At 74.0% G+C, this 14,185-nt stretch carries 12 protein-coding genes; 3 read left to right on the forward strand and 9 right to left on the reverse strand.

Annotated elements, in window-relative coordinates:
* Positions 1–19: 19 nt before the first annotated feature.
* The 6 genes from WCD74_RS12785 to gatC form a co-directional block, all read right to left on the reverse strand.
* Positions 20–1,288, reverse strand: a complete 1,269-nt coding sequence (locus WCD74_RS12785) for an SRPBCC family protein (RefSeq protein WP_337695217.1) — start codon at positions 1,286–1,288, stop codon at positions 20–22.
* Positions 1,281–2,294, reverse strand: a complete 1,014-nt coding sequence (locus WCD74_RS12790) for a hypothetical protein (protein ID WP_337695218.1) — start codon at positions 2,292–2,294, stop codon at positions 1,281–1,283. The genes WCD74_RS12785 and WCD74_RS12790 overlap by 8 nt, the downstream gene beginning before the upstream one ends.
* Before the next feature lie 706 nt (positions 2,295–3,000).
* The gene (locus tag WCD74_RS12795; RefSeq protein WP_337695219.1) at positions 3,001–3,537 is read right to left on the reverse strand and encodes a hypothetical protein; all 537 of its coding nucleotides are present in this window, start codon (positions 3,535–3,537) and stop codon (positions 3,001–3,003) included.
* 311 nt (positions 3,538–3,848) lie between these two features.
* Positions 3,849–5,366 carry an Asp-tRNA(Asn)/Glu-tRNA(Gln) amidotransferase subunit GatB gene (gene gatB, locus WCD74_RS12800; protein ID WP_337695220.1) on the reverse strand — a complete coding sequence of 506 codons (1,518 nt, stop codon included), beginning with the start codon at positions 5,364–5,366 and terminating at the stop codon, positions 3,849–3,851.
* Positions 5,363–6,883 carry an Asp-tRNA(Asn)/Glu-tRNA(Gln) amidotransferase subunit GatA gene (gene gatA / locus WCD74_RS12805; RefSeq protein ID WP_337695221.1) on the reverse strand — a complete coding sequence of 507 codons (1,521 nt, stop codon included), beginning with the start codon at positions 6,881–6,883 and terminating at the stop codon, positions 5,363–5,365. The genes gatB and gatA overlap by 4 nt, the downstream gene beginning before the upstream one ends.
* Positions 6,880–7,176 (reverse strand): Asp-tRNA(Asn)/Glu-tRNA(Gln) amidotransferase subunit GatC, encoded by a 297-nt coding sequence (gene gatC / locus WCD74_RS12810; RefSeq protein WP_337695222.1) that lies wholly within the window; start codon positions 7,174–7,176, stop codon positions 6,880–6,882. The genes gatA and gatC overlap by 4 nt, the downstream gene beginning before the upstream one ends.
* Positions 7,177–7,376: 200 nt before the next feature.
* Here gatC and WCD74_RS12815 point away from each other — a divergent pair, with 200 nt between their 5' ends.
* Entirely contained in the window at positions 7,377–8,054 is a 678-nt protein-coding gene (locus WCD74_RS12815; protein ID WP_337695223.1) for an ACT domain-containing protein, read from the forward strand.
* Between the two features lie 31 nt (positions 8,055–8,085).
* Here WCD74_RS12815 and WCD74_RS12820 read toward each other — a convergent pair whose 3' ends face one another.
* The 3 genes from WCD74_RS12820 to WCD74_RS12830 form a co-directional block, all read right to left on the reverse strand.
* Positions 8,086–8,898, reverse strand: coding sequence for a 3-keto-5-aminohexanoate cleavage protein (locus WCD74_RS12820; RefSeq protein ID WP_337695224.1), 813 nt, complete (start codon positions 8,896–8,898; stop codon positions 8,086–8,088).
* A 172-nt stretch (positions 8,899–9,070) separates the two neighbouring features.
* Positions 9,071–11,203: an NAD-dependent DNA ligase LigA gene (ligA, locus tag WCD74_RS12825; protein WP_337695225.1), complete on the reverse strand. Its 2,133-nt coding sequence runs from the start codon at positions 11,201–11,203 to the stop codon at positions 9,071–9,073.
* A 66-nt stretch (positions 11,204–11,269) separates the two neighbouring features.
* Positions 11,270–12,385: a uroporphyrinogen decarboxylase/cobalamine-independent methonine synthase family protein gene (locus tag WCD74_RS12830; RefSeq protein WP_373696073.1), complete on the reverse strand. Its 1,116-nt coding sequence runs from the start codon at positions 12,383–12,385 to the stop codon at positions 11,270–11,272.
* A gap of 25 nt (positions 12,386–12,410) precedes the next feature.
* Between WCD74_RS12830 and WCD74_RS12835 the strand changes: the two genes are divergently transcribed.
* Positions 12,411–13,229 carry a TSUP family transporter gene (locus WCD74_RS12835; RefSeq protein ID WP_337695226.1) on the forward strand — a complete coding sequence of 273 codons (819 nt, stop codon included), beginning with the start codon at positions 12,411–12,413 and terminating at the stop codon, positions 13,227–13,229.
* Between the two features lie 130 nt (positions 13,230–13,359).
* Positions 13,360–14,184 carry a 3-methyladenine DNA glycosylase gene (locus WCD74_RS12840; RefSeq protein ID WP_337695227.1) on the forward strand — a complete coding sequence of 275 codons (825 nt, stop codon included), beginning with the start codon at positions 13,360–13,362 and terminating at the stop codon, positions 14,182–14,184.
* Position 14,185 lies beyond the last annotated feature (1 nt).

The raw sequence follows: 14,185 nt of genomic DNA on the forward strand, positions 1-14,185 counted from the left end.
CCCGGAGGGGCGTCGAGGGTCAGGCGGGTGCCGGCTGACGGCGGCCGCGTCCGCGACCCCGACCCGAGCGCCGGCGGCCGCCGCCGTCGTCGTCCCCGTCGTCCGCGTCGTCCCCGTCGTCGTCGGAGAGCTCCTCGCCCTCCACGAGGTCGTCGTCCTCGTCCTCGACGACGTCCTCGTCGACGGGCTCGTCCTCGTCGAGCTCGTCCTCGGCCACCTCATCGTCAGCCAACTCGTCCTCGGCCGGCTCGTCCTCGGCCAACTCGTCGTCGGACGGCTCCTCGGAGAACTCGTCGTCGGCGTCGGTCTCGTCGTAGACGTCCTCGCCGTCGTAGTCCTCCTCCTCGGCCGCGCGCTCCTCCTCGAGGGCCTCCTCGTGGGTCTTGACGACCTCGCTGTCGCGGATCTCGCCGCGCCAGCCCTCGATCTGGTCGCGATTCACCAGGGAATCCATCATCACGTGCCGGCAGAAGTGCTTGAACTCGAGCCGCGCCCGTCGGCCGACCGCCCGCCAGATGTTTCCGGTCTTCTCGAAGAATCCCTGCGGGTAGTACTCCATGATGAGCACGATCCGCGTGAGGTTCGGGGCGAGCTCACTGAAGGTGACGATTCCGTCGGCGCGCCCCTTCTGCCCCGAGGACACCCAGAGGATGTGCGAATCCGGAATCTGCTCGACGATCGTGGTCTCCCACGAACGCTTCGACCAGAACACCTTGGCGTGCCACGTGACCTTCTCGTCCGAGGACTGGTCGACGTTCTCGACCTTCTTCATGAAGCTCGGGAAATCGGCGAACTGCGTCCACTGGTCGTAGGCCAGCCGCAGCGGGACCCCGACGTCCTGGGCCTCGAAGATGTTCATGAACTTGAACTTGCCGCGGGCGCCCTTGGCGCCGCCGCCGCCCGACCCGCCGCCGCCCTCGGCGTCGGAGTCGTCGTCATCGTCGTCCGAGCCGCCGAGGCCGGGGATGACGTTGCCGAGGGCGCCGGTCACCCGGTCCTTCAGCGCGCCGGCTCCGGCACTGAGCGCGCCCTTGACCGGGCTCTCGCCCTGCAGCGCGGACGCTCCGCCGCCGAGGGCGCTCGTCAGCCCCACGCCGCCGTTCTCGGCGACGTCGGCCAGCCGATCGGCCAGACCCTCCACCTGGTTCAGCGCGGCCTCACCGAGCTTCCCGACGAGGGCCGAGACCAGCCGTTGGGCCGCGTCCTTCAACTGGTCGGTCGGCAGCGCGTCGGCGATCGACCCGGGGGCGCTCGTCCCGTTGGTGCTGCTCGTCGCGGTCTCAGTCATCGCTGCCCCTCGTCCGTCGGCCCGACGAGGCGGTGGCGCCCGACCGCGAGCGGCCACTCCCCGACGACGTGCGCGACGAGCGGCCCGTGGAGGCCGTCCGCCCGTTGCCCGAGGAGGCCGACTTGGTCGCGGCCCCCGACTTCGACGCCGAGCCCGACCGGGCGGACGTGCCCGACTTCGCCGTCCCGGAACGGCTGCCCGACGACCCCGACGTCGCGGTGGCGCGGACGGCCGGCTTGCTCGTCGACCCGGACCCGCCCGACGGTGCGCGGCGGGCTCGTCGCGGCCGCTCCTGGTCCGTGACGGGAGCGTCGTCGCTCTCCGACCCTGCGTCGTCCTGCGCCACCTCGGCGGCCTCGGCCTCGGTGTCGTCGGCGTCGGCCGGGTCACCGGCGGCGTCGCCGTCCTCGGTCCCGGCGTCGAGCTCGTCGACGTCGTCACCGTCGAGGTCGTCCTCGAGGTCCTCGTCGACCGGCGCCTCGTCGACCACGTCCGGCTCGTCCTGCTCGGCCTGTCGCCGACGGCCGCGCCGCCCGAGACCCTTCGCCGCGCTCCCCGCGGATCCGGCTGCGCCGCTCACGGCCTTGCCGGTGCGGCCGACCGTCTCCCCGACGGCTCCGCCGGCCTCGGTCACCGTGTCACCGACGGCGCCACCGGCCTGGCCGGCCGCCTGACCCGCAGCCTGGGCCGCGCCCGCCGCCGGCTTGCCGAGGTTCTCGACGCGACTCACGAGGCTGTCGGTGAGCGACTCCATGCGTGAGCTCGCGGCGGCCATCGCCGCCTCCTTGCCCACCTCGAGCAGCCGGCCGCGCACGGCGGTGTCGAGGCGCTTGAGCTCCGGCGAGGCGTCCACGAGCTTCGACGCGGCCGCGAGCAGCTGCGTCGGGTCGGTCGGGATCTTCTTCCCGACGAGGGCCCCGCCGAGCATGATCGCGAGCTTCATCTTCTTGGTCCGGCCCAACAGATAGCCGCCCACGACGGCGAGGACCAATTTCGCGCCACCCATCAGCACTTACCCCGCATTCCGATCGGGCGCGTGGGCACGATACCTCGCGCGTCGTCGAGTTCTTTCCCGGACACTCGTCGCCTCCAAACGTCACCCGATCCCCGAGATCCGACCCGGAGGGGGCGGACCCTACAAGTCGTGATCGATTGTGGCGACACCGGCGATGTCCTGCGCAGAATGTTCGGCCGTTCAGACCTGAACCACCTCGGGTAAACCCGGGGACGAAGACCCGGAACGCGTCGGCAATTGCGCGGAAATGGTGGTTCGTTCGGCCGTCGGCAATTCGCGAAAGAATCTCGACACTGAGCCGCTTGCCCCGGAGGCACTGGGCCGAACACGGAGCACGCTCCGGTCTCGACCCGGCAACGTCTTCCATCGTCCGGGAGAGTGGTCCAGGTCACTAGGCTTGTCGGACCTGTCAGGGGCGCGGGACGGCGGTACCGGTCGTCGACCGACCGCCGAGTAGAGGGCGTCCACCTCCGGACGCACCACGGCCCCGTGTCCCTCCCGGGGCAGCGGGGGGATCACGGAGCCGTGGGTTCGGGGAGCGGACGGGCGGGGCGCCGTCACCCCGCCGACCGTGTCGGAGTCGGTCGGGAGGGGTGCGACGTCCGCACCGCCGCACGGTGCCGGACGGGGAGACCCGGCACCCGCCCCGCGTGCGGGCCGGTCGGGGAGGGCCGACCGCCGCGGGGAGGCGGTGGAACTAGGAGAAGGACAGCACGCTGTCCAGCCCGGCGGGCGCCGCCGAGGAGAGCTTGCCGCCCCAGTGCGCGAGGTCGTTGCGGCCGTTGTCCGCGGCGTGCGCCACGTCGTCGCCCATGAGGCCGACCTGCTCGCGGACCTCGTCCGCCGTCAGGCCGTCCTGCGCGGCGGCACTCCAGTTGTGCTTCGCGTGCGTGGCGTCGTTCTTCGCGTGGTCGACCGCGTGCCCGGTGTCGGCGACCATGTCGGCGACGGGCAGCTTCTCGAGCGAGGAGCTCGGCGCGGACTCCTTCAGCGACGCCGCGACGTCCTTCGCCTCGTGCCGCAGCTTCTCGCCGTGCCCCTTCACGGAGTCGGTGTCGAGCTTCTGGGCGCCGTGTGAGAGCTCGTGCGCGCCGTCGGCGAGCGTGCCCTGGACCTCGTGGGCCGTGGGCGCCTCCTGGGCGAACGCCATCGAGGCGGTGCCCCCGGCGACGGCCATGACGGCGGCGGCCGTGAAGGCGCCCCGTCCGGCGAGGCGAGCAGCCTGGGACGCCACGTGGGGAGCGTGGGGAGCGTGATGTGCGCCCATGCGAAGGCCTCCTCCTATCGGTGTATGGGTGTACAGCCGGTCGGCGGATCAAGGACTGACCCGACCGGACTGCCGGCTACGAACCGTTCTTCGCAGACTCCAACGGGTGAGCCTTCGTCCGGTTACGGATCGATCACGACGCGTCGAAAAAGGTTGTCTCCGTCACCGTCGGCAACAGGCCACCACGACCGGTGATCACCACCGGACGAGCGAAGGGCCCCCTCGATCGACCTGGTCGACCGAGGGGGCCCTTCGCTCAGGGGCGGGACGTGCGACGGCTACCCGCCGGCAGCCACGCGCTCCAGCACCAGCGACTGCACCCGGGCGGCGTCGGCCTGTCCCCGGGTCGCCTTCATCACCGCACCCACGATCGCGCCCGCGGCCTTCGTCTTGCCCGCCCGGATCTTCTCCGCGACGGCGGGCTGGGCCGCCAGCGCCTCGTCGACCGCCGCGGTGAGCGCGGAGTCGTCGCTCACGACCGCGAGGCCCCGACCGGCCACGACCTCGTCCGGCGCGCCCTCCCCCGCGAGCACACCGTCGACGACCTGCCGGGCCAGCTTGTTGGTCAGCGTCCCCTCGGCCACCAGCGCGATCACCCGGGCCACGTCCGCGGGCGTGATCGCCAGCTCGGCGAGCTCCACCCCGGCCGTGTTGGCTTGCTGGGTCAGGTACGACACCCACCACGAGCGCGCCGACTCCGCCGGGGCACCCGCCTCGACGGTGTCGGCGACGAGGTCCAGGGCGCCCGCGTTGACGAGGTCGCGCAGCTCCTCGTCGGAGAGCCCCCACTCGGTCTGGATCCGGGCGCGCCGCTCCCACGGCCGCTCCGGCAGTCCGGACCGCAGCTCGTCGATCCACGCGGTGGACGGCACGATCGGGACGAGGTCGGGCTCGGGGAAGAACCGGTAGTCGGCGAAGGTCTCCTTCGGCCGCCCCGCCGAGGTCGTCCCGGACTGCTCGTCGAAGTGCCGCGTCTCCTGCGTGATGGTGCCGCCGGAGAGCAGGACCCCCGCGTGCCGGCCCATCTCGTAGCGCACGGCGCGCTCCACCGAGCGCAGCGAGTTGACGTTCTTGGTCTCGGTGCGCGTCCCGAACTCGGTCGTGCCCCTCGGCATCAGCGACACGTTCGCGTCGCAACGCATGGAGCCCTGGTCCATGCGCACGTCGGAGACGCCCAGGCCCTTGATGACGTCGCGCAGCGCCGACACGTAGGCGCGCGCGATCTCCGGCGCCCGCACGCCCGCCCCGACGATCGGCCGGGTGACGATCTCGATCAGCGGGACGCCCGCCCGGTTGTAGTCGAGCAGGGAGTAGGACGCACCGTGGATGCGGCCCGTCGCGCCGCCCATGTGCAGCGACTTGCCGGTGTCCTCCTCCATGTGCGCCCGCTCGATCTCCACCCGCCACGTCGTCCCGTCGTCGAGCGGCACGTCGAGGTGGCCGTCGAAGACGATCGGGTCGTCGTACTGGGAGATCTGGAAGTTCTTCGGCATGTCCGGGTAGAAGTAGTTCTTCCGGGCGAAGCCGCTGCGCTCGCGGACCTGGCAGTCCAGGGCGAGGCCGATCCGGACGGCGCTCTCGACGGCGCGCGCGTTGACCCGCGGGAGCGACCCGGGCAGGCCCAGGCACACCGGGCAGACGTGCGTGTTCGGCTCGGCGCCGAACTCGTTGCGGCAGCCGCAGAACATCTTCGTCGCGGTGTTCAGCTCCACGTGCACCTCGAGCCCCATGACGGGGTCGAAGCGCTCGCAGACCTCCTCGACGGTGTACGGCGCCGCGTCGACGGTGCTGGTCATGCGTTCTCCAACACGACGGGGTCCGGGATGGTGGCGGCGAAGGGCGTCCCCGACGACGTGTCCCGGGCCAGTTCGTAGGCGGCCGCGACCCGGTAGGCCCGGTCGTCGGCCAGGGCGGGTGCCATGACCTGCAGTCCGACCGGCAGCCCGTCGTCCGCGGAGAGCCCGCACGGCACCGAGATCCCGGCGTTGCCGGCGAGGTTCGCCGGGATGGTGCAGAGGTCGGCCAGGTACATCGCCACCGGGTCGTCCACGCGGTCGCCGATGGGGAACGCGGTCGTGGGGACGGTCGGCGAGACGAGCACGTCGCAGTCCTCGAAGGCGGCCGCGAAGTCGCGCACGATCAGGGTGCGGGCCTTCTGGGCCTTGCCGTAGAGCGCGTCGTACGAGCCGGCCGAGAGGGCGTGCGTCCCGATCATGATCCGGCGCTTGACCTCCGGCCCGAAGCCGGTCTCCCGGGTCAGCGACATGACCTCGTCGGTCGAGCGCGTCCCGTCGTCGCCGACCCGCAGGCCGTAGCGCATCGCGTCGAAGCGGGCCAGGTTCGACGAGGCCTCGCTCGGCGCGATCAGGTAGTAGGCCGGGACGGAGTAGGTGAACGACGGGCAGGACACCTCGACGACCTCGGCCCCGAGGTCCGAGAGCACCCGCACCGCGTCGGTGAACGCCGTGAGCACCCCGGGCTGGTTGCCCTCGCCGGAGAGCTCGGAGACGACCCCCACGCGGACCCCCGCGAGGTCGCCGCGCGCGCCCGCGAGCGCGGCCTCGACGACCGGCGGCAGCGGGGCGTCGATCGAGGTCTGGTCAGCCGGGTCGTGTCCGCCGATCACCTCGTGCAGCATGGCGGCGTCCAGCACGCTGCGGCCGAAGGTGCCGATCTGGTCCAGCGAGGACGAGAAGGCGACCAGCCCGTAGCGCGAGACGGTGCCGTAGGTGGGCTTCACCCCGACCAGGCCGGTGAAGGCGCCGGGCTGACGGATGGAGCCACCGGTGTCCGAGCCGAGCGCGAGCGGCGCCTCGCCCGCGGCCGTGGCCGCGGCGGACCCGCCGCTGGACCCCCCGGACACGCGGGAGGCGTCCCACGGGTTGCGCACCGCGCCGAAGGCGGAGTTCTCGTTGGAGCCGCCCATCGCGAACTCGTCGAGGTTTGTCTTGCCCAGCGGCACGAGCCCGCCCTCGCGCAGCCGCGTCACCACGGTCGCGTCGTAGGGCGGACGCCAGCCCTCGAGGATCCGCGACGCGCACGTGGTCGGCATGTCGGCGGTGGCCATGTTGTCCTTGACCGCCACCGGCACCCCGGCCAGCGGGCCGCGGACGGTGCCGGCGGCGATCTCGTCGTCGACCGCGGCCGCGGCGGCGAGAGCCCCGTCGCGGTCGACGTGCAGGAACGCGTTCAGCGAGCCGTCGACGGCCTCGATGCGGTCCAGGTGCGCCCGGGTGACCTCGACCGAGGAGAGCTCGCGCGCCTGGACGCGGCGCGCGATCTCGGCGGCGGACAGGCGCGTCAGCTCGCTCACTGCGACTCCCCCAGGATGCGCGGCACGCGGAAGCGGCCCTCCTCGGCCTCGGGCGCGCCGGCGAGGGCGGCCTCGCGGGTCAGGCTGGGCGCGGGCTCGTCGGGGCGCAGCACGTTCGTCAGCGGGGCGACGTGGGTGGTGGGCGGCACGTCGTCGGGGATGTCGGAGACGCGGCCCACGGTGTCGAGGATCGCGTCCAGTTGGCCGGAGAACACGTCGAGCTCGTCGTCGGTGACGGCCAGACGGGCCAGGCGGGCCAGGTGCGCGACGTCCGCGCGCGTGATGTCGGACATGATCCTCCGTGTCGGGAGCGGCCGTGGGCCGGAGGTATCCATCCTAGGCGCCGTACGGATCCGCCCTCGACGCGGTTTGCGGCCGCCCCGTCGCCCCGGCGCCGCTGGACTGGCACACTCGCCGCGCCCGGCGACGGCGTCTCGCCGGGCTCGTCGGCGTGCCCGCTCCCCCGACGACCCTCGTCCAGGACGGAGGCGGCGTGACCTACCTGCTGCGCGTGGTGCTCCCCGACCGCCCGGGCACCCTCGGCGCGGTCGCCTCGGCCCTCGGGGTCGAGGGAGCGGACATCCTCAGCGTGGACGTGGTGGAGCGCCACCAGGGCCAGGCGGTCGACGACCTCGTCGTCGACCTGCCCTCGGCGCGCCCGCCGGACGTGCTGATCACCGCGGCGGAGTCGGTGCGCGACGTCGTCGTGGAGTCGGTCCGCCCGTTCTTCGGTCCGCTCGACACCGCCCGCGAGCTCGAGCTGGTGGAGAGCGTCGCCGCGGCCCCCGACGACGGGATCCGGCTGCTCGTCGATGCCGTGCCCCGCATCTTCCGCTCCGCCTGGGCCCTGGTGGTGGAGGCCTCGACCGGCGACGTCTGGAGCGACGGCGGCACCCGCGTCCACCGGGTGGCCGCGAGCTCCGCGGCCCCCGAGACGGAGGCGGAGACGCTGCCGTGGCTCCCGCTGGTCAAGGCCGCGGTGCTCGACCCGTCGGCGGGACACACGGTCCCCTCGGCGTGGACCGACCTGGACACCGAGCTGGCGGCGGCCCCGCTGGGGCGTTCGGACCGCGCGCTCGTGGTGGGACGGCCCGGCGGCCCGGGCTTCCGCCCGTCGGAGCTGGCCCGGCTCTCGCACCTGGCCGGGATCGTCGCCACCATGACGGGGTGAGGGTCGGGTCGCCGTCGCGGGTCCGCGGTGGTCAGCGGCGGTGGTCGGGCCGGCCGCGCAGGCCGAACCCCCCGAGGTTCGAGGCCCAGCCGGCGCGGCGCCGCTCGGCGAGCCGCGGGCTGACGGCCTGCCCGAGGGCGTAGCGCACCAGCTCCTCGTTGCCGGTGGCCAGCCAGGTGCCGTCCGGGCCCTTGAGCGTGTCCTCGAACCCGATGCGCGTGTCGAGGTCGTTGCGGCGCGCGTAGTCGAGCACCGGCCAGGCCCCGCCCTCCTCGCCGTGGAGCAGGATCGGGACGTCCATCGGGCCGAGGGCCTTGAGGATCCGCACCGCCTCGGCGACCGCGGTCTCCGGATCGGTGACGGTGACCTCGGCGAGCACGCGCACGGTGCCGCTGGGTACCCCGGCCAGCTTGAGCTGCACCGCGTCACCGGTGGTCCAGACGCCCAGCTCGATGCCGATCCCGACCTGGTCGAGCGCCTCGCACACGATCTCCCAGCCCCGCTCGTGCACGTTCACCGAGGCGACGTCGGGACGGGCGTGGTGGGGCAGGCGGGCCCACTGCTGCACCAGCTCGGTGCGCTTGAACGGATCGGGCTCCACCCACCGGGCGGTGGTCACCCCGATCTCCATCGACGGCGCGGCCTGCCGGATCGCCGAGACGACCGCACCGATGGGGCCGGGGTCGAGGCTCTCCTGGCCGTCCACGTCGCGCGGGTGCACGTGGAAGCTGGTGACGCCGAGCGCGGCCACGGCCCGGGCGTCCCGCGCCAGGTGCCGGGGGGTCATCGGGACGGCGGGGTAGACGTCGGCCGGGCGGGCTCCGTTCGGGCAGCACTGCAGCACGGCGACGGCACCTCCCTCCCGGGCTCCTCACACGGACGGCCGTTCGGCCCCGACTGCGTACAGTCTTCAACCTCCTGGGCGTCGACGGCAACGTCTGCACGTGCGTCTGCACGCAATTCCCCGGATCCCACCCGGACGCCACAGCGGCGGTCACTCTGCGCCGCAGCCCGGTCTACTCCTCGCCGTCGGCGTCGGGCGGGGTCTGCGCCACCTCCCGCGCGGCGTCCGGCCCCTGCTCCAGGAGCACCCGGAACCCGTCCTCGTCGAGGATCGGGACCTTCGCGGCGACGGCCTTGTCGTACTTCGAGCCGGGCTCGTCGCCGACGACCACGAACGCCGTCTTCTTCGACACCGAGCTCGCCGCCCGCCCGCCGCGGGCGAGGATGGCTTCCTTGGCCTCGTCCCGCGAGAACTCCGGCAACGACCCGGTGACCACCACCGACAGGCCCTCGAGGGTGCGCGGCACCGACTCGTCGACCTCCTCCGCGAGGTCGACCCCCGCGGCCCGCCACTTCTCGACGACCTCGCGGTGCCAGTCGACCGAGAACCACTCGCGTACCGCGGCCGCGATCGTGGGACCGACGCCGTCGACCGCGGCCAGCTCCTCCTCGCTCGCCGCGTCGATCGCCTCCACCGACCGGAAGTGCCGCGCCAGCGCCTGCGCGGCGGTCGGCCCGACGTGCCGGATCGAGAGCCCGACCAGCACCTTCCACAGCGGCCGGTGCTTCGCGGCGTCGAGGTTGGCGAGCAGCTTGCGCCCGTTCGCGGACAGGGCGCCGGCCTTCGTCCGGAACAGCGGCACCTGCTCGAGCTGCTCGACGGTGAGCGCGAACACGTCGCCCTCGTCGTGCAGCACCTCCGAGGCCAGCAGGGCCGTGGCCGCCTCGTAGCCCAGCACCTCGATGTCGAACGCCCCGCGCCCGGCGACGTGGAAGAGGCGCTCCCGCAGCTGGGCGGGGCAGGACCGGGAGTTCGGGCACCGGAGGTCCTTGTCGCCCTCGCGCATCGGCCGCAGCTCGGTGCCGCACTCCGGGCAGTGCGTGGGCATGACGAACGCCCGCTCGCTGCCGTCGCGCGCGTCGACGACCGGCCCGAGCACCTCCGGGATCACGTCGCCCGCCTTGCGGATGATCACCCGGTCGCCGATCAGGACGCCCTTGCGCTCCACCTCGCCGGCGTTGTGCAGGGTGGCCAGTGACACCGTCGACCCCGCGACCAGGACCGGATCCATCTCCGCGAAGGGGGTCACCCGGCCGGTGCGGCCGACGTTCACGCTGATGTTGCGCAGCGTGGTGGTCGCCTGCTCGGGCGGGTACTTGTAGGCGATCGCCCAGCGGGGCGCGCGGGCCGTCGACCCGAGGCGGCGCTGCAGCGCGACGTCGTCGACCTTGACCACCACACCGTCGATCTCGTGCTCGGCGTCGTGCCGGTGCTCGCCCCACCAGCGCGTGTGCTCGATGACGGCGTCGACGCCGTGGAGCACCCGGGTGTGCGTGGAGACCGGCAGGCCCCACGCGGCGAGCGCGTCGTACGCCTGGGACTGCCGCTCCGGGGTGAACCCGCGGCGCTTCCCCAGCCCGTGGCAGATCAGACGCAGCGGCCGCGTGGCGGTCACCCGCGGGTCCTTCTGCCGGAGGCTGCCCGCCGCGGAGTTGCGCGGGTTGGCGAACGGCTGCTTGCCCGCCGCCACCAGGCCGGCGTTCAGCTCCTCGAAGTCCTCCACCCGGAAGAAGACCTCGCCGCGCACCTCCATGAGCTCGGGCACCGGGAACGCGTCGGTGCCGGTCAGCTCGGTGGGCACGTCGGCCAGGGTGCGCATGTTGAGGGTGATGTCCTCACCGGTGCGCCCGTCGCCCCGCGTCAGCGCCCGGGTGAGGTGGCCGCGCTCGTAGAGCAGGTTGACCGCGAGCCCGTCGATCTTGAGCTCGCAGAGGTACTGCAGCTCCTCGGACGGGAAGTCGAGCTCGCGCTGCACCCGCAGCACCCACTCCCGCAGCTCCTCGGGCTCGAAGGCGTTGTCCAGCGAGAGCATCCGCTCGAGGTGGTCCACCGCGACGAAGTCGGTGGAGAACCCGCCGCCGACCCGCTGCGTGGGGCTGGCGGGCGAGACGAGCGAGGGGTGCTGCTCCTCCAGGGCCTGCAGCTCGCCGAAGAGCTCGTCGAACTCCCCGTCGGTGACGATCGGCGCGTCGAGCACGTAGTAGCGGAACTGGTGGTCCGCGACGAGCTCGGCCAGCTCCTTGTGCCGCGCCTGGGCGTCGGCCGGCACGTCCGGGGTGGTCGACACGGGGGTCTCGCTGGTCACGGGGCCGAGAGTAGCGGCGGGGTCCGACACCCACGCCCGCTCAGCGCGTGCGTCCCCTCCTCCGGGTCACCAGGACGACGGCGGGTCGGCGAACGCCGACGCCAGCTCCACCGCGCGGGCCATCGCGGTGCGCGCCCCCGCGGGCGTCGCGCCCGCGAGGCCGCAGGTCGGCGTGACCACGGCCCGGTCGGCGAGCCGCGCCCGGTCGAACCCGAGCCGGTCGGCGAGGTCGAGCGCCGGCCGGGCGAGCCCGGCGAGCCCGGCGGCCCCGGTAGCCCCGGCGGCCGGCCCCTCGCCGAGCGCGGGCACCAGCCCGAGCCAGAGCTCCGTCGGCGCGTCCCACAGGGCGCCGAGCGCGTCCAGCACCGCGGGGGCACGGTCCAGGGCGAGCAGGTCGACCGCCACGGCGTCCACGCCGGTGGCCCCGAGCAGGGCCAGCGGCGGCGTCGGGTGGCAGCAGTGCGCCACGACCTCCACCGCCCCCGCCTCCCGCGCCGCGTCCACCAGCACCGCGAGCCCGGCGCGTGCCTCGGCGCCCGCGATCGACCGGACCGTGCCGTAGCCGCTCGGGGTCGGGAGCGAGCCGGCGAGCACCGCGGGCAGCGTGGGCTCGTCGATCTGCACGACGACGCCCGCCCCGGTGCGGCGCGCGAGCTCGGCGACGTGCCCGCGCAGGCCCTCGGCGAGGCTCGCGGTGAACTCGGCGACCGCCCCGCGGTCGGTCAGGACCCGGTTGCCGCTGCGCAGCTCGACCCCGGCACACAGCGTCCACGGCCCCGCGACCTGCGTCTTCACCCGACGCGGCGCCGCACCGGTCTCGCCGATCGTCGTGTCGAGCGCGTCGACGTCGCGGGCGAGCAGGTCGACCCCGCGGCGGTGCTGGGCCCCCGGCCGCTGCGCCACGCGGTAGCCCGACGGCCGCACCTCCACCGCCAGGTCGACCAGGAGTGCGGCGGCCCGCCCGACCATGTCGGCGCCGACCCCGCGGTCGGGCAGCTCGGCGACGTGCGGGAAGCCCGGCAGCTCCCCGACCACCACCCGGGCCGCCTCGTGGTGGTCGACACCGGGCAGCGACCCGATCCCGGTGGCACGCTCCTCGGGACGCCGGGGCTCCTCGGGGACCTCGGAGACCTCGGGGACCTCGGCCGCCGGAACCGACCCGGCGTCGGGAAGATCGCTCACCGCACCAGGTGTACCAGGGAGGATCGTGGGCGAGCGGGACGGGCGGCTGCTGGGGATCGGCGCCGCGAGCGGCGTCGTCGGCGGGCTGCTCGGCGGCGGCAACGGGGTCCTGACGGTGCCGGCGCTGGCGCAGTACACCTCCCTCTCGCGGCCGGCTGTGCACGGCACGTCGACGCTCGCCGCGACCTGGGTGTGCGCGGCCGGCGCCCTCGTCTACTGGCTCGTCGGCGGCACGATCGACCTGCACGCCGGCGTCGGCATGCTCGTCGGCGGGGCCGTCGGCGGCTTCTACGGCGCGAAGCTGGTGGCCCGCGCCTCGGAGACCCTCCTGCGGGTGCTGCTGATCGGGATCCTGGTGCTCACCGCGGTGAAGCTCTCCCTCGACGCCGCCGGCCTCGACCCGCTCGGCGGCGCCGCCGCGGTGCCCGCCGACCTGTTGGCCACGGGGTGGTTCGTGGCCGTGCTGTCGGTGGTGGTCGGGCTGGTGGTCGGGGCGTGGGCGGGCGCCATGGGTCTCGGGGGCGGGCTGCTGGCCGTCCCCGCCCTCGTGCTGCTCTTCGGCGTCGACCTGCAGACCGCGGCGGGCACGTCGCTGTTCGTGTTCCTGCCGAACTGCCTGGTCGGCGGCCTCTCGCACCATCGGCAGGGCACCGCGGACATCCGGATCGCGAACCTCGTCGGCCTCGCGGCCGCACCGGGCACGGTCGTCGGCGCCCTCCTCGCACTGGCGCTGGACAGCACCGTCCTCGGCGTCGTGTTCGGCACGTTCGCGGCCGTCATGGCGGTGCGCGAGACCGTGCTGCTCGTCCGGCGCCGTCGTCGCCCCGGCCCGGCCGAGGCGTGAGGGGCCGGCCGGCCGCGAGTGCGACACCGCGCAGGTCCCGCGGACCGGGAGCCTGCTTCCTGTCGCACTCGTCGGGACGGCGGACGCGCCGATCCACCCGCCGTCGGCAACCTGGCACGCTGGAGCCGCCATGCTCCACCTCGACGCCTCCACCTGGCGGGCCCGCGCGCAGGCGCACGCCGAGCGCGCCGACGCGCTGACGGCCTCGCACCGGGCGCGGCGGGCACGGCACGAGTCGCACCCCGTCGAGGACTTCCTCTTCACCTACTACCCGACCCGCCCGAACCGGCTGCGCGTGTGGCACCCCGGACCGGGCGTCACGCTGATCGACAGCGACCGCGCCGGATGGAGGCACTACTCCCCCGACGGCAGCCACGTCGACGCTGCGACGATCCGCCCCGCCACGGTCGCCTTCGTCCGCGGCCTGCTCGCCGCGACCGCCTCCCGCGCGCCCCACCTCGGCTGCTTCGGACTGCACGAGTGGGCCATGGTCTACCGGGCGGACGACACGCGGCACGCGGTTCCGCTGCGACTCGGCGGCGCGGGCACCGACGCGGTGGTCGAGAGCCACCGCATCCGGTGCACGCACTTCGACGCCTACCGCTTCTTCACCGCCGAGGCCGCGCCGCGCAACGTCGAGACGCCGACCCGTGAGCGCCAGGTCGACCTGGAGCAGCCGGGGTGCCTGCACGCGACGATGGATCTCTACAAGTGGGCGACGAAGCTCGGGCCGCTCGTGCCCGGCGAGCTGCTGCTGGACTGCTTCGAGCTGGCCCGCGACGTCCGCGTCCTCGACATGCGCGCCTCCCCCTACGACCTCGCCGACCACGGCTACATGCCCGTCCCCATCGAGACGGCGGACGGCAAGGCCGAGTACGCGCAGGCCCAGCAGGAGTTCGCGGACCGGGGTGTCGGCCTCCGCGAACGTCTCCTGGACGTCCTGCCCGATTGCTAGC

The organism is Actinomycetospora aurantiaca (assembly GCF_037401875.1).
GTDB classification, from domain to species: domain Bacteria; phylum Actinomycetota; class Actinomycetes; order Mycobacteriales; family Pseudonocardiaceae; genus Actinomycetospora; species Actinomycetospora aurantiaca.